Origin of the sequence: Flavobacterium sp. (assembly GCF_965277525.1) — a bacterium.
Lineage (GTDB): Bacteria > Bacteroidota > Bacteroidia > Flavobacteriales > Flavobacteriaceae > Flavobacterium.
In genome coordinates this window covers 294,544-315,036 of record NZ_CBDIDC010000001.1, presented here as the reverse complement: position 1 = coordinate 315,036, position 20,493 = coordinate 294,544, and the positions used below count along the sequence as shown (strand labels likewise).

20 protein-coding genes are annotated in these 20,493 nt (G+C 34.2%); 6 read left to right on the top strand and 14 right to left on the bottom strand.

Annotated elements, in window-relative coordinates:
- Positions 1-147 precede the first annotated feature (147 nt).
- Positions 148-1,350 carry an NAD(P)-dependent oxidoreductase gene (locus ACQY44_RS01300; RefSeq protein WP_428228613.1) on the top strand — a complete coding sequence of 401 codons (1,203 nt, stop codon included), beginning with the start codon at positions 148-150 and terminating at the stop codon, positions 1,348-1,350.
- Between the two features lie 130 nt (positions 1,351-1,480).
- Here the strand turns inward: ACQY44_RS01300 and fumC are convergent, their stop codons facing one another.
- Positions 1,481-2,866 (bottom strand): class II fumarate hydratase, encoded by a 1,386-nt coding sequence (gene fumC, locus ACQY44_RS01295; protein WP_428228612.1) that lies wholly within the window; start codon positions 2,864-2,866, stop codon positions 1,481-1,483.
- A 349-nt stretch (positions 2,867-3,215) separates the two neighbouring features.
- Between fumC and ACQY44_RS01290 the strand changes: the two genes are divergently transcribed.
- Positions 3,216-3,386, top strand: coding sequence for a hypothetical protein (locus tag ACQY44_RS01290; RefSeq protein ID WP_428228611.1), 171 nt, complete (start codon positions 3,216-3,218; stop codon positions 3,384-3,386).
- Positions 3,387-3,550: 164 nt separating this feature from the next.
- Here ACQY44_RS01290 and ACQY44_RS01285 read toward each other — a convergent pair whose 3' ends face one another.
- Both ACQY44_RS01285 and ACQY44_RS01280 read right to left on the bottom strand, forming a co-directional pair.
- A complete protein-coding gene (locus ACQY44_RS01285) occupies positions 3,551-6,061 on the bottom strand; it encodes a TonB-dependent receptor domain-containing protein (protein ID WP_428228610.1) in 2,511 nt (836 codons plus the stop codon).
- 95 nt (positions 6,062-6,156) lie between these two features.
- On the bottom strand, positions 6,157-6,501 hold the full coding sequence (locus ACQY44_RS01280; protein ID WP_428228609.1) for an arsenate reductase family protein: 345 nt from the start codon (positions 6,499-6,501) through the stop codon (positions 6,157-6,159).
- 115 nt (positions 6,502-6,616) lie between these two features.
- On the opposite strand from ACQY44_RS01280, the gene ACQY44_RS01275 reads away from it, so the two are divergent.
- Positions 6,617-7,549 (top strand): lysostaphin resistance A-like protein, encoded by a 933-nt coding sequence (locus ACQY44_RS01275; RefSeq protein WP_428228608.1) that lies wholly within the window; start codon positions 6,617-6,619, stop codon positions 7,547-7,549.
- A gap of 7 nt (positions 7,550-7,556) precedes the next feature.
- Positions 7,557-8,597, top strand: coding sequence for an AMP-binding protein (locus tag ACQY44_RS01270; protein WP_428228606.1), 1,041 nt, complete (start codon positions 7,557-7,559; stop codon positions 8,595-8,597).
- A 75-nt stretch (positions 8,598-8,672) separates the two neighbouring features.
- Here ACQY44_RS01270 and ACQY44_RS01265 read toward each other — a convergent pair whose 3' ends face one another.
- From ACQY44_RS01265 to ACQY44_RS01255, 3 genes are all read right to left on the bottom strand, one after another.
- On the bottom strand, positions 8,673-9,908 hold the full coding sequence (locus tag ACQY44_RS01265; protein WP_428228605.1) for an RsmB/NOP family class I SAM-dependent RNA methyltransferase: 1,236 nt from the start codon (positions 9,906-9,908) through the stop codon (positions 8,673-8,675).
- Between the two features lie 147 nt (positions 9,909-10,055).
- A complete protein-coding gene (locus tag ACQY44_RS01260; RefSeq protein WP_428228604.1) occupies positions 10,056-12,029 on the bottom strand; it encodes a KUP/HAK/KT family potassium transporter in 1,974 nt (657 codons plus the stop codon).
- Between the two features lie 134 nt (positions 12,030-12,163).
- Complete coding sequence (locus tag ACQY44_RS01255; protein ID WP_428228603.1) at positions 12,164-13,402, bottom strand: hypothetical protein; 1,239 nt, start codon at positions 13,400-13,402, stop codon at positions 12,164-12,166.
- A 120-nt stretch (positions 13,403-13,522) separates the two neighbouring features.
- On the opposite strand from ACQY44_RS01255, the gene ACQY44_RS01250 reads away from it, so the two are divergent.
- Entirely contained in the window at positions 13,523-14,584 is a 1,062-nt protein-coding gene (locus ACQY44_RS01250) for an oxidoreductase (protein WP_428228602.1), read from the top strand.
- 86 nt (positions 14,585-14,670) lie between these two features.
- On the opposite strand, the gene ACQY44_RS01245 is transcribed toward ACQY44_RS01250, so the two are convergent.
- The 5 genes from ACQY44_RS01245 to ACQY44_RS01225 all read right to left on the bottom strand — a co-directional run bounded on the left by ACQY44_RS01245 (position 14,671) and on the right by ACQY44_RS01225 (position 17,727).
- Positions 14,671-15,132 (bottom strand): sensor of ECF-type sigma factor, encoded by a 462-nt coding sequence (locus ACQY44_RS01245; protein WP_428228601.1) that lies wholly within the window; start codon positions 15,130-15,132, stop codon positions 14,671-14,673.
- Between the two features lie 13 nt (positions 15,133-15,145).
- On the bottom strand, positions 15,146-15,562 hold the full coding sequence (locus tag ACQY44_RS01240; protein ID WP_428228600.1) for a hypothetical protein: 417 nt from the start codon (positions 15,560-15,562) through the stop codon (positions 15,146-15,148).
- Positions 15,563-15,595: 33 nt separating this feature from the next.
- Positions 15,596-16,138, bottom strand: coding sequence for an RNA polymerase sigma factor (locus tag ACQY44_RS01235; RefSeq protein ID WP_428228599.1), 543 nt, complete (start codon positions 16,136-16,138; stop codon positions 15,596-15,598).
- A 62-nt stretch (positions 16,139-16,200) separates the two neighbouring features.
- Positions 16,201-17,349 carry an SRPBCC family protein gene (locus tag ACQY44_RS01230; RefSeq protein WP_428228598.1) on the bottom strand — a complete coding sequence of 383 codons (1,149 nt, stop codon included), beginning with the start codon at positions 17,347-17,349 and terminating at the stop codon, positions 16,201-16,203.
- 189 nt (positions 17,350-17,538) lie between these two features.
- On the bottom strand, positions 17,539-17,727 hold the full coding sequence (locus tag ACQY44_RS01225) for a hypothetical protein (RefSeq protein ID WP_065450561.1): 189 nt from the start codon (positions 17,725-17,727) through the stop codon (positions 17,539-17,541).
- 82 nt (positions 17,728-17,809) lie between these two features.
- Between ACQY44_RS01225 and ACQY44_RS01220 the strand changes: the two genes are divergently transcribed.
- On the top strand, positions 17,810-18,190 hold the full coding sequence (locus ACQY44_RS01220) for a hypothetical protein (RefSeq protein ID WP_428228597.1): 381 nt from the start codon (positions 17,810-17,812) through the stop codon (positions 18,188-18,190).
- 49 nt (positions 18,191-18,239) lie between these two features.
- On the opposite strand, the gene ACQY44_RS01215 is transcribed toward ACQY44_RS01220, so the two are convergent.
- The 3 genes from ACQY44_RS01215 to ACQY44_RS01205 all read right to left on the bottom strand — a co-directional run bounded on the left by ACQY44_RS01215 (position 18,240) and on the right by ACQY44_RS01205 (position 20,406).
- On the bottom strand, positions 18,240-18,596 hold the full coding sequence (locus tag ACQY44_RS01215; RefSeq protein WP_428228596.1) for a DUF4406 domain-containing protein: 357 nt from the start codon (positions 18,594-18,596) through the stop codon (positions 18,240-18,242).
- Positions 18,597-18,652: 56 nt separating this feature from the next.
- Entirely contained in the window at positions 18,653-19,243 is a 591-nt protein-coding gene (locus ACQY44_RS01210) for a Crp/Fnr family transcriptional regulator (protein ID WP_428228595.1), read from the bottom strand.
- Between the two features lie 92 nt (positions 19,244-19,335).
- Positions 19,336-20,406 carry a branched-chain amino acid aminotransferase gene (locus ACQY44_RS01205; RefSeq protein ID WP_428228594.1) on the bottom strand — a complete coding sequence of 357 codons (1,071 nt, stop codon included), beginning with the start codon at positions 20,404-20,406 and terminating at the stop codon, positions 19,336-19,338.
- Positions 20,407-20,493: the final 87 nt, after the last annotated feature.

Here is a 20,493-nt window from a genome sequence, read left to right as displayed (position 1 = left end):
TTTAATTAGTTGATTGTTATTCAGCTTTTAACGGTTTTAAAACATTCTAATTCGTAATTCAACAACAAAACTTTAACTATATTTGTTATATTTGAAACAAATATAGTTCAAAAAGTTATATTAATAATTATTTTTAATCTGCTATAAATGAAATTTGGAATTATTAAGGAAAGAAAAAATCCACCGGACAGGCGTGTTGTATTTTCACCAAATGAACTCACAAGACTGAAACAAACGTATCATGATGCTATTGTTGAAGTAGAAAGTTCTGATATCAGGATTTTTTCTGATGTTCAATATCAAAGTATGGGAATAACTGTTACAGATGATGTTTCAGGGAGTGATGTTTTGTTTGGGGTAAAAGAGGTTCCGGTCGAAAATTTGATTCCAAATAAAGCGTATTTCTTTTTTTCGCATACAATAAAGAAACAGCCTTATAACCAGAAATTGCTAAAAGCAATTTTAGAAAAAAATATTGAATTATATGATCATGAAACTATTGTAGACGATCAAAATCGCCGCTTAATTGGTTTTGGTAAATATGCAGGAATGGTGGGCGTATATAACGGAATTCGTGCTTTTGGAATAAAGTTCGAATTGTTCAAATTACCAAAAGCTGACACTCTTGCGGGTAAAGATGCGTTAATCATGCACTTGAAGCGTATTAATTTGCCTGCACTAAAATTTGTGGTTACCGGAACCGGAAAAGTGGGGAGTGGTGCCAAAGAAATTTTGGATGCCATTAAAGTAAAGGAAATTACAGTTGAGAATTATTTAACCAAAAATTATGCACAACCGGTTTATGTGCAATTGGATGTTTTAGAATACAATAAACGAATTGATGGAGAGGAGAAGGATTTTAATGATTTTGTCTCATATCCTGATGAATATGTTTCTGACTTTGAAAAGTTTACTAAAGTTTCTGATATTTATTTTGCAGGACATTTTTACGCCAGTGAAGCTCCAATGATTTTAACGAGAGAAATGCTGAATGCCAGCGATTGTAAATTAAAAGTAGTTGCTGATATTTCGTGTGATGTAAAAGGTCCTATCGCCTGTACTTTACGCTCTTCTACAATCGAAGATCCTATTTACGGATACTTTCCGCTGGAAGACAGAGAAGTTGAGGTATTTCATCCTGCAGCAGTGGTGGTCATGGCAGTTGATAATTTGCCATGCGAAATCCCAAAAGATGCAAGTGAAGGTTTTGGAGAGCAATTTATGGAATATGTTATTCCTGCTTTCTTTAACGGAGACAAAGACGGGATTCTGCAACGCGCCAAAATTACGGAAAACGGAAAATTAACAGAAAGATTCAGTTATTTACAAGATTACGTAGACGGGAAATAGAAAAAGTTTCAGGTTTCGATTTTTAGTTTAAAAAAGCGGTGTAAAATTTTAAATTTTACACCGCTTTTTTGTGATTGAATTATTTCAAAAACCTGAAACCTGAAACCTGAAACTTTTTAAATAAACGAATCTAAACCATCTCTTCGGGTTTTACCCAGGCATCAAAGTCTTCTGGAGTTACATACCCCAAACGCACGGCTTCGTCTTTAAGAGTTGTTCCGTTTTTATGAGCAGTTTGAGCAATTTCAGCAGCTTTGTAATAGCCAATTTTGGTATTTAAAGCTGTAACCAACATCAACGAGTTGTCTACTAATTCTTTGATACGTTTGTAGTTCGGTTCAATTCCCTGAGCGCAATGTTCGTCAAATGAAATACAGGCATCTCCTAGTAATCGTGCTGATTGAAGGAAATTGGCCGCCATTACAGGTTTAAAAACATTTAGTTCATAATGTCCCTGCATTCCACCAACGGCAATTGCCATGTCGTTTCCTATTACTTGTGCGCAAACCATTGTCAAAGCCTCACATTGGGTTGGGTTTACTTTTCCGGGCATTATCGAAGATCCCGGTTCGTTTTCTGGAATGTGAATTTCTCCAATTCCGGAACGTGGCCCGGAGGCTAACATTCTAATATCGTTTGCTATTTTGTTAAGTGATACAGCCAATTGTTTTAATGCTCCGTGTGTTTCTACAATGGCATCATGTGCTGCTAAAGCTTCAAACTTATTTTCTGCTGTAACGAAAGGTAGGTTGGTAAATTTTGCAATGTATTCAGCAACTTTTACGTCATATCCTTTTGGAGTGTTTAATCCTGTTCCTACTGCCGTTCCGCCTAAAGCAATTTCAGATAAATGGGCTAAAGTGTTTTTAAGTGCTTTTAATCCAAATGACAATTGAGCGGCATATCCGGAAATTTCCTGTCCTAATGTTAGGGGAGTGGCATCCATAAGATGTGTGCGGCCAATTTTTACGACATCCTTAAATTCGGTTGCTTTTGCAGTTAGGGTGGCGTGTAATTTTTCAACTCCCGGAAGGGTTGTTTCGATTACTATTTTATAAGCAGCGATATGCATGGCAGTTGGAAAAGTGTCGTTTGACGATTGTGATTTGTTCACGTCATCATTGGCTTTGATGAAGGGTTCGCCTTCGCCAATATTGAAACCTTTTAGAACTTGTGCGCGATTGGCAACAACCTCGTTTACGTTCATATTGCTTTGGGTTCCTGATCCTGTTTGCCAAATAACCAACGGAAATTCATCTTTTAATTGCCCGGCTAAAATTTCATCGCAAACGGCTGCAATAGCATCCCGTTTTTCAGTAGATAAAACACCTAAATCAGCATTGGCATAGGCGGCTGCTTTTTTGAGATAAGCAAAACCTTCAATGATTTCCTCTGGCATAGATGCTGATGGTCCAATTTTGAAATTGTTTCTGGAACGTTCTGTTTGTGCTCCCCAATATTTATCGGCTGGGACTTGTACTTCGCCCATCGTGTCTTTTTCTATTCTGTATTTCATTTTTTATAGGTAAAAAGTTATATGTAATTTGCAAAATGCTTTTCTTTTAACGGTGGTTTTAAATTGAAAACGGTATTTCTAGCCCCGATAGTAGCGAAAATCCTTTTATTTTTTTTCTTTAGAAAAATAAAAGATTGTAGCGAATAGCGGGAAATAGCTCCTGAAAATACTCATCTTCTTGTGTTTTAGTGCTTTCTCTAAATAGAAGATAATGAACGTTAAAAAACCTTATTTAAAATCAGTTTAAATATACGGATTATTGTGATTTTATGAAAATTGATTTGGAATTTATTGCTAACGAAAAATATATAACATACATTTGTGCTTACATTCAAAAATTCCGGAAAACATGTTTGAATTTTCACAGTATTTAGGCTTTTTACTTTTCTTGACCATACTAACTATAGGGTTTTGGTTGATGTTTTTCTTAGTGGGTTTCGTATCTTATTGGATTACGGGAGCAAGCTGGGAAATGATCAAAGAGAAAAGAGCAAAAAAAAGAGAAGAACAATCGATTTAATTTTAAATTGACTTCATAAAAAAAGGACCGTTTGTACGAGTCCTTTTTTTTATGCTGAAAAATTCAAATTCGAATAAAAAAATTCCAGATTCCAATTTTTTAAGCTTACTTATTAAGTCTTATAATTGAAATCTGGAATTTTTTTATTTGGAATTTACCTTATATTATCCGGGAAATTCTCCTCCTCCGTCGCCACCTTCATTTTTAGGAGCTCCGGGCTTTTCTCTTTCGCTTTTAGGTTTGTTGAAACGGTAGGTGAACGATAAGTTGAATTGACGTTTACGGAACTGCATTTCGCTGTATGATGTTTGGCTCTCATTTGTTACGTCATTCTGAAGGTAAGTATAAGACCTCATAATTCTTGAGTTGAAAATGTCGCTAATATTAAATGCAATGGTAGCCTTGTCTTTTAATACGTCTTTACTGAATGCTGTGTTCATTCCAAACTGACCTAAGTTTTTACCTTGTGCTGTTTTTTGCTCACCGTTATATACACCGCTTAATTGCCAGTCTATCTTGTATGGTAACGTTAGTTTTGAGTTGATTCTTGCAAACCATGTATTGGCTTGATTGTCCAGATTTTGAACAACTGTATTTCCGTTACTATCGGTATAAGTGTTGTTTCCGGTAGTTTTTACATTGTAAAAATTGAAGTTACTGTTGATTCTCCACACTTTGAATGGCGTGTAATTCACTGTAAATTCAAACCCGAATTTTTGCTCTTTTCCTAAGTTAATTGGACGGCTTAGAATAACCGGAATTCCATCAATTTTTTGGCCCGGTGGAGGAGTTACGACCTTACCATCAGGAGTGACAACGTCGCCTGTAGGAGTTCGGACGAAACTAAAAACATCTTTTGTATTTTCAAAATAAGCTGAGGTATTGAAAGTTACTTTTTCCCAACGTTTGATATATCCAATGTCGTATTTGTCTGTTAAAGAAGGATCTAAATCAGGATTTCCCTGAAAAATATTTACGTTACTGGAGTAATTGGTTGCAGGGTTCATGAAACGTCCTCTCGGTCTTGTGAGACGCTTGCTGTAACTTGCAGTAAAGTTGCTTTGGTCTGAAATTTCATAACTAACAAATGCACTTGGAAACAAATTGTTGTATTTTTTAGTGTTGAATTGATTAGTATCTAGTAAGTTAACCTGAATATTGGTATCTTCCCAACGCAGACCAAATAAATAAGAGAACTTGTTTACCTTGAAACCGTATTGAGTGTAGATTGCGTTGATATTTTCCTTGTATTCTAATGTATTTGACAGTTTTGGATCTGGTAAACCTTGATTGTCAGTTATTATATATTGGTTGTTTAAGTCGCCAAAACTTCCTTTATATCCTGCTTCGAACTGACCTCCTTTGCCTAAAGGTAATACGTAATCAGCCTGTAATTGTACTTGTTTCTGAACCTGATCGTTCAAGGTACTATTGTAATTTGGTGCTGCTGTAATAATGCTATTACTATCATCTGTATTTCTTGAAATGGATAGATCGGCAGTAAGTTTGTGTCCTTTATTGTTAAAGTTTTTGATTAAGTTAGACGTATATTCTACATTTTCACTTCCCGTATCACCATTATTAAATCGGTATGAATTGCCTGTAAAATCATGCGCTGCATCAAAATTACTATATTTAATAACATCTTTTGTGTCACCGGAATTCTTTTGATAGTTAATAGCATTCGTCCAAAAAGTGTTCGGAGCTACTGTCCATTCTATACCCGCTCTTCCGTTGAATCCGTCAGAAGTTCTTTTTGTATCGCGATCTTCGTCTAAATACCCTTTAGGTATTCCATTGGCATCAAGATATTCAGTGTTGGTTAAACCACCACCTTCACTCGTTCTTTTGTTGTATCCTAAAGTGGTAAAGTAGTTTAATTTTTCGGTTTTATAGTTCAGATTCCCACTTAAACCATAAGTTTCAGGAATTCCAGTTGAGGCGATAAATGTTCCGTTTAAACCTTGATTTTTTCCTTTTTTAAGAATAATATTAATGATTCCTGAACCACCTTCTGCATCATAACGCGCTGATGGGTTGGTTATCACTTCAACTTTGTCAATAGCATCTGCAGGAAGCTGACGTAGAGCTTCGGCAACGTTGATGGCGTTTGAAGGTCTTCCGTCAATTAAAATTCGGATATTGTCACTACCTCTTAAACTTACGTTTCCTTCAGTATCAACCGAAACTGAGGGTACATTATCTAAAACGTCGCTTACAGTTCCTCCTTTGACCATCATATCCTGACCAACATTGTATACTTTTTTGTCTAATTTTATTTCTACCGATGATTTTTCAGCACGAATAACTACTTCGTTTAATTGTGCTGCATCTTCAGAAAGATTGACAACGCCTAAATTCGTATCGCCCTGAATGCTTTTTCCTTTGATTACAGTAGGTTTAAACGAAATGAATTCAACTTTTATATCATAAGTTCCAGGAGCCACCGCTACATCAAATTCACCTTTTGGATTGGTTATTCCGCCGGCAATCACTTTGGTGTCATTTGGTGCTGTGATAGAGATCGTAGCATATTCAAGAGGTTGTTTGCTTATTTTTTCGAAAACTTTCCCTGTAACTTTTACTTTGTTTTTGTCAGGTGGTCCTTGTTGGGCATAATTGCATATACCTGTAAGAAAGAATACAAGCATTACGGCAAATTTGATTTTTTTCATTGTTATTTTTGGTTTCAATTACTCTTTAGACGGCAAATGTAGCTTTTGGTTTAAAGATGAAAATCACAAAAATATGTTAATTTGATTCTTTATAATCAGTCTAAAAAAGAAGCCAATTTATCTAAATCTCTTCCGATAATGGCTTTTTCGTTCTTTATAACAATCGGACGTTCTATTAAAATAGGATTGTCAACCATAGCTTGAATGATTTGGTCGTTTGTTAATTCTTTTCCCTTATAATTCTCAATCCAGATTTTTTCTTTAACCCGTACTAATTCAACGGGTTGAAGATTTAGTTTTTCAAGCAGCACTTTCAGCGCATCAAAATCAGGGTTTTCCGTCAGATAGGGAATGATTTCATATTCTTCATTAGTTTGTTCTATAAAAGCCAGACAATTTCTTGATTTTCCGCAACGTGGATTGTGGTAAATTTGTATCATTATTATTATATTTAAGTTGCTGTAAGATAATTAAACTAAAAAATAGGTATTTTAGCAAGACCAAAAATAAGATTTACTTAGCAAATCGAATTCTCATTTTTAAATTATTATAAATATGTTTTTAGAACAAGGGATTAAACCCCAAAATAAATTTTGGCTATATCTGATTGGGTCGGTTTTAATTATTATCGCGTCATTTATTGGTCAAATCCCTTTTTCAGTTGCGGTATTGTATAAGACTTTTAGCAATAAAGAAGCTTTTCCAACTGATAATGCTGCTATTATGAAAATATTCGAACCCAATATTACCTTGTTTTTGGTTATGATTTCGTTCGCTTTTGCCCTTGCGGGAATTTTTCTTGTGGTGAAATATTTGCATCATCAAACATTTTTATCGGTGACCACGTCCAGAAAAAAAGTAGATTGGAAACGTGTTGTTTTTTCATTCCTTTTATGGTCTTTTTTTACAATACTAAGTTTTGGGTTAGTGTATTTAAAATCTCCTGAAAATTTTGTGTGGAATTTTAAATTAATTCCATTCTTGATTTTAGTGTTTTTAGGGTCGATATTAATTCCGATACAAACGAGTACTGAAGAATATGTTTTCAGGGGTTATTTGATGCAGGGATTTGCTAATTTGGCGAGAAACAGATGGTTTCCGTTACTGATGACATCACTTATATTTGGTTCAATGCATGTTTTTAACCCGGAAGTTGCTAAAATGGGTTATGTTATAATGATTTATTATATAGGCACAGGTTTATTTTTGGGTATTATCACTCTTATGGATGAAGGAATGGAATTGGCACTGGGTTTTCATGCTGCCAATAACTTGATTGGGGCTTTGTTGGTTACTTCAGATTGGTCTGTTTTTCAAACGCATTCGCTTTTCAAAGATATGTCAGAGCCATCGGCCGGGCTTGATGTTATACTGCCAGTTGTAATCATTTACCCAATTTTGCTTTTTATTTTTAGTAAAAAATACCATTGGAGTAACTGGAAAGAAAAATTAACAGGTAAAATAAATGTTGTAGAAACTTCTAATTAATATCGTCATGACAAAATTAACACATAAAAATGTTCACAATTATTTTAAATTAAATGGCTTTCATTTAAGCGCAGACGAGTTGCGTAATGTGGCGTATGATTATATCAAAGAAGGGGATGGAAATGAAGAGGCAATAGGGGAATTTTTACTTGATTGGTTCGATAGTAAAGAGTACATCGAAATGAAAACTTCAGGCACAACCGGACTTCCAAAATTAGTTCGATTAGAAAAACAAGCCATGATTCAGTCAGCATTGGCCACTGGAGATTTCTTCAAATTAGAACCTGGAGATAGAGCTCTGCTTTGTTTACCGGTACGGTTTATTGCGGGAAAAATGATGTTAGTTCGTGCTATAATTTTAGGTCTCGAATTGGATATTGTAGAGCCAAGCACGCAACCATTGGCTTTAAATGATAAAGTGTACGATTTTGTTGCAATGGTACCTTTGCAAGTTCAAAGTTCTATTGAGGCTTTAAAAAATGTGAAGAAACTAATTGTAGGAGGCGCTAAAATGGATGCTGCTCTTGAAGAGAAAGTTTTACCACTAAAAACAGAAGTTTATGAGACCTACGGTATGACTGAAACGATTACTCATATTGCGGCAAGAAAAGTAGGAGAAAACGTTTTTACCGTTTTACCAAATGTAAAAATCGCTCAGGATGATCGTGGATGTTTGGTAATAAGTGTTGCGGCTATTTCAGAAGAACCTATTGTTACAAATGATTTGGTCGAATTAATAAGGGAAAATCAGTTTATATTTTTGGGAAGAATTGATAATGTTGTCAATAGTGGAGGAGTGAAACTAATCCCGGAACAAATAGAATCAAAACTAATAACAAAAATAACAACTCGTTTTTTTGTAACCGGTGTTCCGGATACTGTTTTAGGAGAAAAATTAATTTTGGTTATCGAAGGCGAAAAACAAGATTTTGCTCCTGACTTTTTTGATGTTCTGGATAAATATGAAAAGCCTAAAGAAATTGTTTTTGTTCCTAAATTCAAAGAAAATGAGAATGGGAAGTTATTGCGTAAACCTAGTCTGGTTTAGGGAAATTCCAAAAAATAAAAAATTCCAAATTCCAACTGTAAAATTGGAATTTGGAATTTTAAAAAAAAAATGAATTTATTTTTGTTCCGCAATCACAGCATTTTTACGTTCCAGTAACGCCATATAAAATCCGTCGAAACCAGATTCTGAAGCTAGGATTTTACGATCTTTTACGAAAGTAAATTGCTTCCCGATTTCAGTTTTTAAGAACTTTTCTACCTGCTCCTGATTTTCTGATGGTAAAACAGAACAAGTGGCATACACTAATTTTCCGCCTGGTTTTACAATTTTAGAATAACTTTCTAAAACTTCTGCCTGAACTTTACGGATGTTATCAATAAACTCAGGTTTTAGCTTCCATTTAGCATCGGGATTTCTTTTAAGAACTCCTAAACCACTACAAGGCGCATCGATTAAAACACGATCTGCTTTTTCATGTAATTTTTTGATCACTTTTGTAGTGTCAATAATACGATATTCAATATTAAAAGCGCCATTTCTTTTCGCTCTTAATTTTAATTGTTTCAATTTGCTTTCGTACAAATCCATTGCAATCAATTGTCCTTTGTTTTCCATCAAAGAAGCAATGTGCAACGTTTTTCCGCCGGCACCGGCACAAGTATCTACCACACGCATTCCTGGTTTTACATCAAGAAAACCGGCAACTAATTGTGAGTTTGCATCCTGAACTTCAAAAAGTCCTTGTTTAAAAGCATCTGTCAAAAATACATTGGCTCTTTCTTTTAAAACTAAAGCTTCAGGCTGATCTTTTAAATATTCTGTTTCAATATTCAAATCCATCAACGTATTTCTTAGACTTTCCTTAGTTCCTTTAAGTGTGTTCGTTCTTAAAATAACTTTTGCAGGTTGGTTTTGAGCAGCGATTTCTGTAGCCCAGACTTTTTCTCCAAGTTCTTTTACACCCAATTCATCCATCCAGTCCGGAATAGATTCTTTTAATGCTCTAACTTTAGAAAGTTCATCAAAACGGCCTTTTATTTTTCTTTCAGGAGTTCCTTCCAGTTGTTTCCAATCCGGAATTGGATATCCTCTTAGAACGGCCCAAACTGCGAACATTCTCCATAAGTTCTCTCTGTCGAAAGGTTCTTTTACTTCGGCAATTTCTGCGTATAATCGTTTCCAACGAACAATTTCGTATATCGTTTCAGCAACAAACTTCCTGTCAGAACTTCCCCAACGTTTGTCTTTTTTTAATGCTCTTGCTACCACTTTGTCTGCATATTCTCCTTCATTGAAAATTGCATTTAAAGAATCGATGGTAGTATAAACTAAATTTCTGTGTAATCTCATTTTAATTATTTGAGTTGCAAAGGTACTATTAATTGATTGAAAGTTAAATTTTTAATTTTGATTGTTGTTTTAACTTTCTTTAGAAAGAAAAAAAAACACTCTGATAAAGTTTAAAAGAGTGTTTTTTGAATGTATTTTATAAAAGTTTTATTTTATAATTCTAGTCAGTCCGATGTTTTCCGGAGCGTGAAGCACCATTGGGAATTTTTCTATTTTTACTGAACTACTGTCTAAACCAAAAGCTCTTTCTTCAGACAAACTCAGTTTCTTAATAAAGAAATAAGAGTTCATGATGATATTTTCGTGCCATCTTAAATCATTATCATTCGAAAGGAATTTTTCAGATAATACAAATTTGAAGTCGCCAATAATGTTGTTTTTGTTTAATGATTCGTAACGGCTGGTAATATCCACTTCGCCACGTTTTACCATATCACGAATTACCTCTCTGAACATCAGATTGATTTTGGTAGGTTCCCTGAATCCTAAATTAAAATCGATTCTGTAAATATCGTCTTTTGCAATCTCAGTAACTTTATATTGCGTTTTATAAGGTTCAGTCAAAATGTTTACATGAACAAACCAGTAGATATCAGCTCTTTTTGGACGTTTTTGCAAAATGGAATAAATTACTTTTTCTTCCAGTTCATCTACACGATTGGCATTCGTCATGTAAACCAAATGCGTAGCATATTTAGGGATAGATAAATCTTCACTCAACTCCATTAATACTTTCTTATAATCATCAATTTTGATGATTTTAGTATAGCTTTTATTAATTTTCTTAGCCAGGTACCAAATTGTCATTATTGATATCAGTAAAGTCGCTATGATCAGTGTTACATAACCACCCTCGGCAAATTTGGTAATATTGGCAATTAAAAAACTGAATTCTATCAGTAAATAAATGGTGATAAGGGGTACCATCAAATACAGTTTTACTCGTTTCATTATCAAATAATAATTAAGTAAAATAGTTGTCATGATCATACATAAAATGATAGCAAGACCATAGGCATGCTCCATATTTCCTGATTTTTGGAAGTGTAAAACGATTCCGACACAGCCAAAAAACAACAACCAGTTGATTGACGGAATGTACAATTGTCCTTTAACTTCTGTAGGGTATTTGATTTTTACTTTTGGCCAGAAATTCAATCGCATTGCCTCGTTGATCAAGGTAAATGAACCACTAATAAGGGCCTGAGATGCAATTACAGCTGCAAGGGTTGCGACTACAATTCCAAATGGAAGAAACCAATGTGGCATGATGAGGTAAAAAGGATTTCCGTTTTCTCCTCCTAATTGTTGCAGTGTACTTCCTTCATGATGAATTAGGTAAGCTGCTTGTCCAAAATAATTTAATACTAATGTTGTTTTTACAAAGATCCAGCTAATTCTGATATTTTTTCTTCCGCAGTGTCCCATATCTGAATACAATGCTTCAGCACCTGTAGTACATAAAAATACAAATCCAAGTACAAAGAAACCGTCAGGGTGTATAGATAATAAATGGTAAGCGTAGTAAGGATTTACGGCTTTTATTACTTCCGGATGATTTAAGATTTGAATTGTTCCCAAAGTTCCCAACATGGCAAACCAAATCAACATCATTGGGGCAAAAAACTTACCAACCAGTTTTGTTCCAAATTGTTGTATTGTAAAAAGAACAAATAAAATCCCGATAACAATATAAACAATTGTCTGCGTCTCCATTGTAGGATAAAACGCTCTAATTCCTTCTACAGCTGATGATATCGAAATAGGTGGGGTTATAATTCCATCGGCAAGTAAGGCACTTCCTCCAATAATGGCGGGTACAATGAGCCATTGAATTTTAGTCTTTTTGACCAGGGCATATAAGGCAAAAATACCGCCTTCGCCGTGATTGTCAGCGCTTAAAGTGATGAGAACATACTTTATAGTGGTTTGTAAAGTCAAGGTCCAAAAAACACATGAGATTCCACCTAAAACAATGTCGGCATTTATGGCATAATCACCAAGTATGGCTTTCATTACATATAACGGAGAGGTACCGATATCTCCATAAATAATCCCTAATGTTATCAATAAACCCCCTATAGACAACTTACTGTGTAAGTTTTTATGCGATGCGCTCATGTATGTTTTTATAAAAGACGGTTGCAAATTTACTGTTTTAAAACAAATTAGAGTCAATTATAATTAAAAAGATAAAAAAAAGCACAATCGTTAAATTGTGCTTTAGATTTTTATTGAGAAATGCGAATTTAATATTAACCTCTTCTTCCTCCTCCACTTCTTGAATCTGAACCACTTTCTCTTTGTGGCTGGCTGCTTCTGGATTCCTGACTTGCTCTTGGAGACTCTGAACGTTGTGTGTTTTGAGATCTTGCTGAGCTTGTTCTGTTTTCAGAATTGCCTCTGTTTTCTGAATAGCTTCTTGGGGTTTCTGTTCTTTGAGTAGACGAACCTCTGTTGCTATTCATGTTTTGCGAACTTTCTCTTGAAACATTCGAATTGTTTTGACTGTAATCTCTTCTGTTCTCTGTTCTTGGAGTGTTATTTTCAACTCTTACAGGATTGTTTACTGTCGCTGAATTGTCTCTGTTTACAGAAGTGTTACGATTCGTATTGTAACTTCTGTCAGCAGTAGTTCTGTTTTCAGTATAATTTCTGTTGGGAGTTCTATTATTGTCTGTCGTAGAAACTCTGCCTGTACTTACTCTGTTTGAACTATAAGTATTTTGATTTCTTCCAATTTCTCTACTTGCAACTCGTCTTTGATCTAAATCGTATCTGTTGGCGACATTAGAGTGTCTTTGAGCAAAACTATAGTCAGGACGTCTTGTTTCGTAACCGTAAGTACGTCTTGATTCATATAAAACAGGAGCTCTGTAACTTCTTCTTGTACTTACATAATTGTAGTGATTGCTTACGTTAATGCATACATTTATGTTGTTTCTGTATCTGTAGATAGGGTAAGGTCTCCATGCATAATAATACGTTGGATAAGCATTCCAGGTCCAGCTTGAATAATAAGGTCTGTAATTTGTAGCCCAGAATGAATTATAGATTACTGGCGTTATATTATAAACCGGCTCATAAATATAGTTGGCCCCGTATAAGTAAGTGTTACCTACAACCTGTACGTTAACCCTGTTGTAATTATCTCTTTCTACATCTATGGTGGCAATGTCCTGATAGACATCACGATCTAAAACTGCCTGAATAATCACAACGTGAGTTCTGTCTTCTACAGATTCTATTACACGTAAATAATCAACCTGGTCGTCTCCATTTAAATCAAGATTTGATATTTGGTATTTTGGATCATTTAAACGTCTTTCAAAATCCTGAAGATTGGCTGATTCTCCAAAAATAGAGGCTACAGCCCTTAAGTCTAAATTATCGCTTATATCTGAATTTTTTGCATAAACAGTAGTTTGGCTTTGTACTTGTACAGAACTAAAACCTAATGTAAGCAGGGCTATAAAAAGTAGTTTAGTTTTCATTTTAAATCACATTAAGATTAATATGGGGAGATATCCAATTACTGTGCCAGAAAAAAACACCCAACTTATTTTATATTTTGTAAATAATTGTATTTTAGCACCAAATAAACCCCAATTTGTATGAAAAAAGTAATTTTATTTTGTTGCGCTTTTGTTTTATTTATGTCTTTTAAGACGCTGCATTACAGCGATAAAGTAGGGTTAAGTGGTTATTTTTCAGCGATACAAGTTGACACTTTGTTTAAGGATAAAATTAGTATCCGTGCCATCTCAATAGATAAAAATAAAATTTGGTATGGAGGTGATAATTCTCGTTTTGGTTATTATGACTTAGATAAAAATGAAAAGTTCGAAGAACATATTTATCGGGATACTTTAAAATTAGAGTTCAGGAGTATTGCCCAAACTTCAAAAGATATTTATTTATTAAGTGTAGGAAATCCTGCACTCCTTTATCAGGTTTCGAAAAAAACACAAAAAGTAAAATTAGTTTATAAAGAAATCAACACAAAGGTGTTTTATGATAGCATGCAATTCTGGAATGATAAAGAAGGAATCGCTATTGGTGATCCTACGGAAGATACGTTCTCGATTATTGTAACGCGTGACGGGGGAGAAACCTGGACAAAATTACTGTCAGACAAATTACCTACCAATGCCGAAGGCGAAGCAGCCTTTGCAGCAAGCAATTCAAATATTGTAATAAAAGGCAATGATACCTGGTTGGTTTCCGGTGGGAAAAAAGCACGTGTGTTCTATTCTCCGGATAAGGCAAAAACATGGAAAGTAATTGAGACTCCGGTCGTTCAGGGGAAAGCAATGACAGGAATTTTTACAGCTGATTTTTATGATGCAAAACACGGATTTGTTGCCGGTGGAGATTATGAGCTTCCAAATCATAATTCAGACAATAAAGCGGTAACGAATGATGGAGGTAAAACCTGGGAATTAATTGGTCAGAATCAAGGGTTTGGTTATGCTTCATGTGTGCAATATGTTCCGGGAGGTAACGGAAAAGAGTTAGTTTGCGTTGGATCCGGAGGACTACAATATTCAACTGATAGTGGATCATCATGGATTCAGTTGTCTGATGATACCAAACTCTTTACAATTCGTTTCATTAATAGAAATACTGCAATTGCTGCAGGTCATAACAAAGTAGTCCGAATTCATTTTAGATAGAGAATTCTTTAAATAACAAGAACCCTAAATAATAAAGTAAGTATTATTATATAGGGTTCCTGTCGCTGTTGTTTCGTAATAGAATTTTAATCTTTTGCTGCTGCTTTGTCTCGGTATTGTTGCAGTAGTTTTCGATTAAAATCGTCTTCTGATTTTTTAAGTTTCAGTATTTTTTTTGCTGAAAGTATCTTTTTTAAACTGGTCATATATTTATCACGCAAAATATATAATTCTTTATCTGTGCTTTCCATCTGAGACAGAAGGGTAACGGCATCTTTCTCTGACATCGAATTGATATTGTCATCATCTAATTTACGCATATATGTTTTCATTTTCTGATGTCTTAATTCAAATTGCTTGTCGTCGTAAGCATTATAGATGGGCCAGAATTTTTCAGCTTCTGTTGAAGTTAATTCAAGTTCGGTTGTTAAAAAAGAAACTTTGTAAGCTTTAATCTTCTCCCGTTTTTCATCTGTTTTGCCATTTTGTGCATAAAACGAAAAACTAACTAGAAACAGGATTATCGGAAGTATATTTTTGATTTTCATCTTTTAAGTTGTTTTATTGTATAATTAAATGCTCAATATTTGGATTTGTTGCCAGAATGTCCTCAAGGGTTTCATCTTCGATTGCAACATTTTGACTTAGCGCCTGAATGTCTTTGGTATCTAATTTTTGAATCAGGTCGTACTGATTCAGATTTGACTGATACGATAAATAGGTTTCTAAAGTGTCTTCATCAAGATCTTTAGAAGTATTATTGTAATTGTTAACGATCGGGATCATGAATGCAATAACAACTACAGCGGCTGCAACAATAAAAAGCACCTTTTTTCTTCTGTAAATAGGGATTACTTTTACTTTCTTCTGTTCGTTAATTTGCTGTAAAACTTTTGCTGAAAGAGTATCAAAATAATATTCCGGAGTTTTAAATCCGGTCGCTATTTTTGTTTCTTCTTCTAATTTAAATGTTTTCATAATATCTATAAGACAGGTTTTGTTACAAAAGGTTTAATTTGATGTAACATATATTTCAATTTTTTTTACTGCATGATGATACGATGCTTTCAAGGCACCCACTGAAGTTCCGAGAATTTCAGCAATTTCTTCGTATTTTAATTCCTCAAAGTATTTCATTTTAAAGACCAACTGTTGCTTTTCCGGTAAGGTTACAATAGCTTTTTGAAGTTTTATCTGAATTTCATCACCGTCAAAATACACATCGGCTTTTAAATTGTCGATGGTTTTATTTTGTAATGCTTCAGATGTTAATCCGCTTAGTTTGGCTTTTTGATTTAAAAAAGTCAAGGCTTCATTAGTGGCAATTCTGTACATCCACGAAAAAAGTTTACTTTCTCCTTTAAAATTTTTTAAATACTGAAAAACTTTTACAAAAGTATTTTGCAAAACATCGTCTGCATCATCATGATTCAAAACAATATTTCGAATATGGGAATACAAAGGTTTTTGATAATCGGACAAGAGCTTTTGAAACGCTGTATTTTGCGTTTTAGGATTTAATAATTTTTGTATAAATTCCTTCTCGTCTGTCAAATTCTCTGATTTATCTTATTAGAATGAATTTTAAGCAAAAGGTTTTGTCGACCTTCATTATTTTAGAATTCTGATTGTTCTTCCTCTGTGGTCTTTGGAGTAGTCGTTTTAGGGGCTTCTGCAGGTTTTGCAGCCGGAGTTACAGGTTCTGTATCATTTCTGTAAACAGGAGCTTTTACAACCGGAACAGCTTTGGGTTTTATTGGGAAATAAATTTCCGTCATCAACTTAGAAGAACTTTTTACGTCCAGTTTACTAATTGTTAGAATCTCAAGATGAGACCAGCTTAAATCCGGGGTGATTTTTTCTTTGTTTATAAAAGCTGTCGTTTTTGCAATTGCCTCATTAACATGAGAATAATCACCAGTTAAAGTTGTTTTTACAGCTTCAAAACCATCTAGTTTTCCACCTGAAATATCACTTCCTGAGGCTGTCATAATCTCTTTGTTGGTAGGTAAACAAATAGAAATTTTGGCTAATCCGGTTGTGGTGTCGTAAGTATGGTAAATGATAAAAGGTTTCCCGTTCGTAGATAAACCATTGTTCTGGCTAAACTCAATAAGTTTCGGAATTACAATTCTTGCGTTTTTATTTACCTTCTGAATTTCACTTGTAAACGTTTGTCTGATATACGCCGTTTCAGTTTTTCTCACTACTCCATTTACTTTTATGGCAAAAGTTTTTGTTTCGTAATCCAGGTTTTTATCAATATTTGCAAGGCTTTTTTCGTAAATAGTTCCAATAACTTTGTCAGAACCACCATGTAATGCAGTATAAACTTTAAATAAAAAACTCATTGTTCCTGTTGCTTTCCAGGTAACTTTTGTTTTTCCTGCCAGGGTATCTTTAAAGGTCCAGTTAACATTGGCTTCTGTTCCGTCGTATTTTACTTTTTGCTGAATGCTTTCTCCTTCTTTAGTTTTAAGTGTGATTGCGTTTCCGTTTCCTTCGGCTCCGGTCCAGTAATAAGAAGCGCCATTTCCGGGTGTTTTATTCGGAAATGTCATTTTTATCGAAGGATCTGCTACAGACCAGGATTCAAAATCTTCGTAGTTTCTAAAATCATTCAAATAATTATAAACCGTTGCTTTTGGTGAGTTGATCACTTTGCTTCTTTCAACAGAAAAAACACCTTTTTGGGTAGCAACAAAAACAGTAAGAGCAACTAAGCTTAGTAATAATAGTAAGAATAAATATTTTAGAATCTTCATTGGAGTCAGTTATTTGGTGTCGTAAAGTTATAAATTTTATTACTAGCGACGTTAATAGTGTAGCAATAAAAGTACACTTTATAAAATTATTTTGGACAAAAAAAGCTTCAGATAAAACGTTTTTACAGCAGTTTAATTGTTGTGCTTCTGAAATTATTTTATTCTAAATATAGCAATTATTTTTTGGAATTATCTTTTAAAGAAGAATTTGATCACAAACAAAAGAGCAATAAAAATCAGGAATACAATTAATACTTTATAATTTCCTTTGTAAAAAATTCGGTGTAAAGCGAGATCTTTTCGATAAGCAAATATCATTACGATTACAAATGCAATAAAAAAACAGAGTGCGAATATTAATTGTCCTTGACTAAACATAGTAAAAAATTATTTTTTACAAATTTAGAGAATTGTATATGAATAGTTGCTAATTTGGCATTTCATTTAAGTAAATAAAATCATGAGAAAACAACTTGATGCAGTAACTGAATTTCATACTGCTTTTAAAATAGGACACAGTCATACGCCAATTGCTGATTTGGGGGAACATAAGAAAATACTTCGTTATAATTTAATGAAAGAAGAAAACGAAGAATATCTTGAAGCAGTACAAAATAATGATTTAGTCGAAATTGCTGACGCTCTTGGAGATATGATGTATATTTTGTGCGGAACAATTATCGAACATGGTTTGCAGGATAAAATAGAAGCTGTTTTTGATGAAATTCAGCGTAGTAACATGAGTAAATTAGGCGAAGACGGACAGCCTATTTACAGAGAAGATGGTAAAGTAATGAAAGGCCCAAATTATTTTAAACCTGATTTTTCTAAATTGCTTTAAATACAAATCCCTAATAGGTTTCTAAAACTTATTAGGGATTTTTATTTTGTTATTCCGCAGCAGGAATATCTTCTAAACGATAATAGATTTTCAGACCTCTTTCTGTTGCAATTCGAACGTCGTTGTCAGCTCCTTTTGATGCTCCTTCGAGTCTAAGAACGGCATCGCATTTTTCCAGAAGACGATGCGCAACAGGATATTGAATTTCGTCCCAAACGCTGTCTCCAATGTGTTTTGAGCCTGCTAAATGAAGCAATGGTAAAGCCAGCCATTCGCCAATTACAGGCAAATGTCCCATTCTGAATAAAGGGAGCGCTACAGCTTCTAATTTTTCTAAATTTTGTTGAATCAATTTTGGATCATCATTTGTCCCGCCACGATAAGGTCCGGCAATAAGTATAAGCATATCTTTTTCTTTTTTACAAAGCACGTAAAGATATCGCAGCAAAAAAATAATGTAGTTTAAGAAAATGCTTGTTTATTTTTGTTGGCTTTAATCATACTTAAAAACTCAGGCGTAATGCCTAAATACGAAGCAATTTGTTTTTGTGTGACTTGTTTTGCCACTTGAGGATATTTCTCCAGAAAGATATAATACCGTTGTTCTGCAGAAAGCGAAAGGTTCTGAATAACTCTTAATTGTTCTCTTATATAAGCGTTTTGCATAATAATCCTGAAAAAGCGTTCGAACTTTGGAATTTTAAGATACAAATTATCCAAATCTTCTTTTTGTAAATGCAGTATAACACTTTCTTCTATAGTTTCAATATTTAGCATTGCGGGTTGCTGGTTGATAAAACACGACATATCTGTAATCCACCAGTCAGAAACGGCAAACATAATGGTGGATTCTTTTCCTTGCTGATCTCGATAGAATGCTCTTAAAGTCCCGGATTGAACAAAATTTATCGTTCTGCAAATTTCTCCTTCTTTTAAAATAATGCTTTTTTTTGGATATTTCTTTTCCTTTAGAATCGAAAGAAAATAAGATATTTCATTTTCGTCAAGCGAAATATGTTTGGCAATATTTTTTAAAATCAGGTTCTCAGTCATTTTTAGGGAGTTTGAAAAGCAAATATAAAAAAGAAGCCCGACGTGCGAATGTATCGAAACGTCGGGCTGTATTGTTTTTAAAAGTCTTTTGCTTATTGTACCTTAACAGTCCACCCAAAAGTATCTTCAGAAAGTTTGTTTTGAAGATTGGTTAGTTTTTCTTTCAAAAGAGCAGCATAAGAATTCTCAACCGGAGTCATTTCATAATAAACATCCTGATAAGAGAAACCTTTAATAACACTGATCACTGCAGCAGTTCCGGCTCCGAAGATTTCTTTTAGAGATCCGTTTTTAGCAGCTTCTACCAATTCTGAAACAATAACAGGGCGAACCTCTACATTAAGACCTTCTTTTTCAGCCATGGCAATCAAACTTTTTCTGGTAATACCATCTAAAATTCTTTCGCTTGTTGGAGCAGTCAGTAAAGTATCATTGATTCTAAAGAAAACGTTCATTGTTCCCGCTTCTTCCAGTTTGGTATGCGTTGCGTCATCTGTCCAGATTACTTGCTGAAAACCATCTTTGTTTGCTAAATTAGTTGGGTAAAACTGTGCAGCGTAGTTTCCGGCAGCTTTTGCAGCTCCAATTCCACCATTTGCAGCTCTACTATAATGTTCCGCAATAATTACTTTTACTTCACCTGCATAATATGATTGAGCAGGAGAAAGTAAAATCATAAATTTATATTCGTCAGAAGGATTTGCTACAACACCAGCGCCCGTAGCAATCATAAACGGACGAATGTACATACTGCTTCCGTTTCCTTTTTGAATCCATTCCTGATCAATTTTCAATAACTCATTCAAACCATCCATAAAAATAGCTTCCGGAACTTCCGGCATAGCCATACGAACAGCAGAGCTGTTAAAACGTTTGAAGTTTTCGTCAGGTCTGAACAACCAAACATCATTATTGTCGTCTTTATAAGCTTTCATTCCTTCAAAAATAGCTTGTCCGTAATGAAAGACTTTTGAAGATGGATCCATTAAAATTGGAGCATAAGGCTTAATGACAGGATTTGACCACTCTCCATTTTTAAAATCACATTCGAATAAATGGTCTGTAAAAACAGCACCAAAGCTTAAGTTTTGAAAGTCTACTCCGCTTATTTTTGACGAAGTTGCTTTTCTGATTTCAATTTTGCTTGTTTGAGTTGTACTCATAATTATGTAAAGTTTTTATGTAATTTTCATTGCAATAGAAAGATTCTAAAGTAATGATTTGGTGTAAAATAGAATTTATTGAATGCA

Coding starts and splice junctions, on each gene's coding strand:
- ACQY44_RS01225 (WP_065450561.1), bottom strand. CDS start 17,727: ATGTTTAGTCAAGGACAATTAATATTCGCACTCTGTTTTTTTATTGCA.
- fumC (WP_428228612.1), bottom strand. CDS start 2,866: ATGAAATACAGAATAGAAAAAGACACGATGGGCGAAGTACAAGTCCCA.
- ACQY44_RS01240 (WP_428228600.1), bottom strand. CDS start 15,562: ATGAAAACATTTAAATTAGAAGAAGAAACAAAAATAGCGACCGGATTT.
- ACQY44_RS01205 (WP_428228594.1), bottom strand. CDS start 20,406: ATGAGTACAACTCAAACAAGCAAAATTGAAATCAGAAAAGCAACTTCG.
- ACQY44_RS01285 (WP_428228610.1), bottom strand. CDS start 6,061: ATGAAAAAAATCAAATTTGCCGTAATGCTTGTATTCTTTCTTACAGGT.
- ACQY44_RS01210 (WP_428228595.1), bottom strand. CDS start 19,243: ATGACTGAGAACCTGATTTTAAAAAATATTGCCAAACATATTTCGCTT.
- ACQY44_RS01220 (WP_428228597.1), top strand. CDS start 17,810: ATGAGAAAACAACTTGATGCAGTAACTGAATTTCATACTGCTTTTAAA.
- ACQY44_RS01215 (WP_428228596.1), bottom strand. CDS start 18,596: ATGCTTATACTTATTGCCGGACCTTATCGTGGCGGGACAAATGATGAT.
- ACQY44_RS01300 (WP_428228613.1), top strand. CDS start 148: ATGAAATTTGGAATTATTAAGGAAAGAAAAAATCCACCGGACAGGCGT.
- ACQY44_RS01260 (WP_428228604.1), bottom strand. CDS start 12,029: ATGAGCGCATCGCATAAAAACTTACACAGTAAGTTGTCTATAGGGGGT.
- ACQY44_RS01290 (WP_428228611.1), top strand. CDS start 3,216: ATGTTTGAATTTTCACAGTATTTAGGCTTTTTACTTTTCTTGACCATA.
- ACQY44_RS01275 (WP_428228608.1), top strand. CDS start 6,617: ATGTTTTTAGAACAAGGGATTAAACCCCAAAATAAATTTTGGCTATAT.
- ACQY44_RS01230 (WP_428228598.1), bottom strand. CDS start 17,349: ATGAAGATTCTAAAATATTTATTCTTACTATTATTACTAAGCTTAGTT.
- ACQY44_RS01280 (WP_428228609.1), bottom strand. CDS start 6,501: ATGATACAAATTTACCACAATCCACGTTGCGGAAAATCAAGAAATTGT.
- ACQY44_RS01245 (WP_428228601.1), bottom strand. CDS start 15,132: ATGAAAATCAAAAATATACTTCCGATAATCCTGTTTCTAGTTAGTTTT.
- ACQY44_RS01265 (WP_428228605.1), bottom strand. CDS start 9,908: ATGAGATTACACAGAAATTTAGTTTATACTACCATCGATTCTTTAAAT.
- ACQY44_RS01270 (WP_428228606.1), top strand. CDS start 7,557: ATGACAAAATTAACACATAAAAATGTTCACAATTATTTTAAATTAAAT.
- ACQY44_RS01255 (WP_428228603.1), bottom strand. CDS start 13,402: ATGAAAACTAAACTACTTTTTATAGCCCTGCTTACATTAGGTTTTAGT.
- ACQY44_RS01250 (WP_428228602.1), top strand. CDS start 13,523: ATGAAAAAAGTAATTTTATTTTGTTGCGCTTTTGTTTTATTTATGTCT.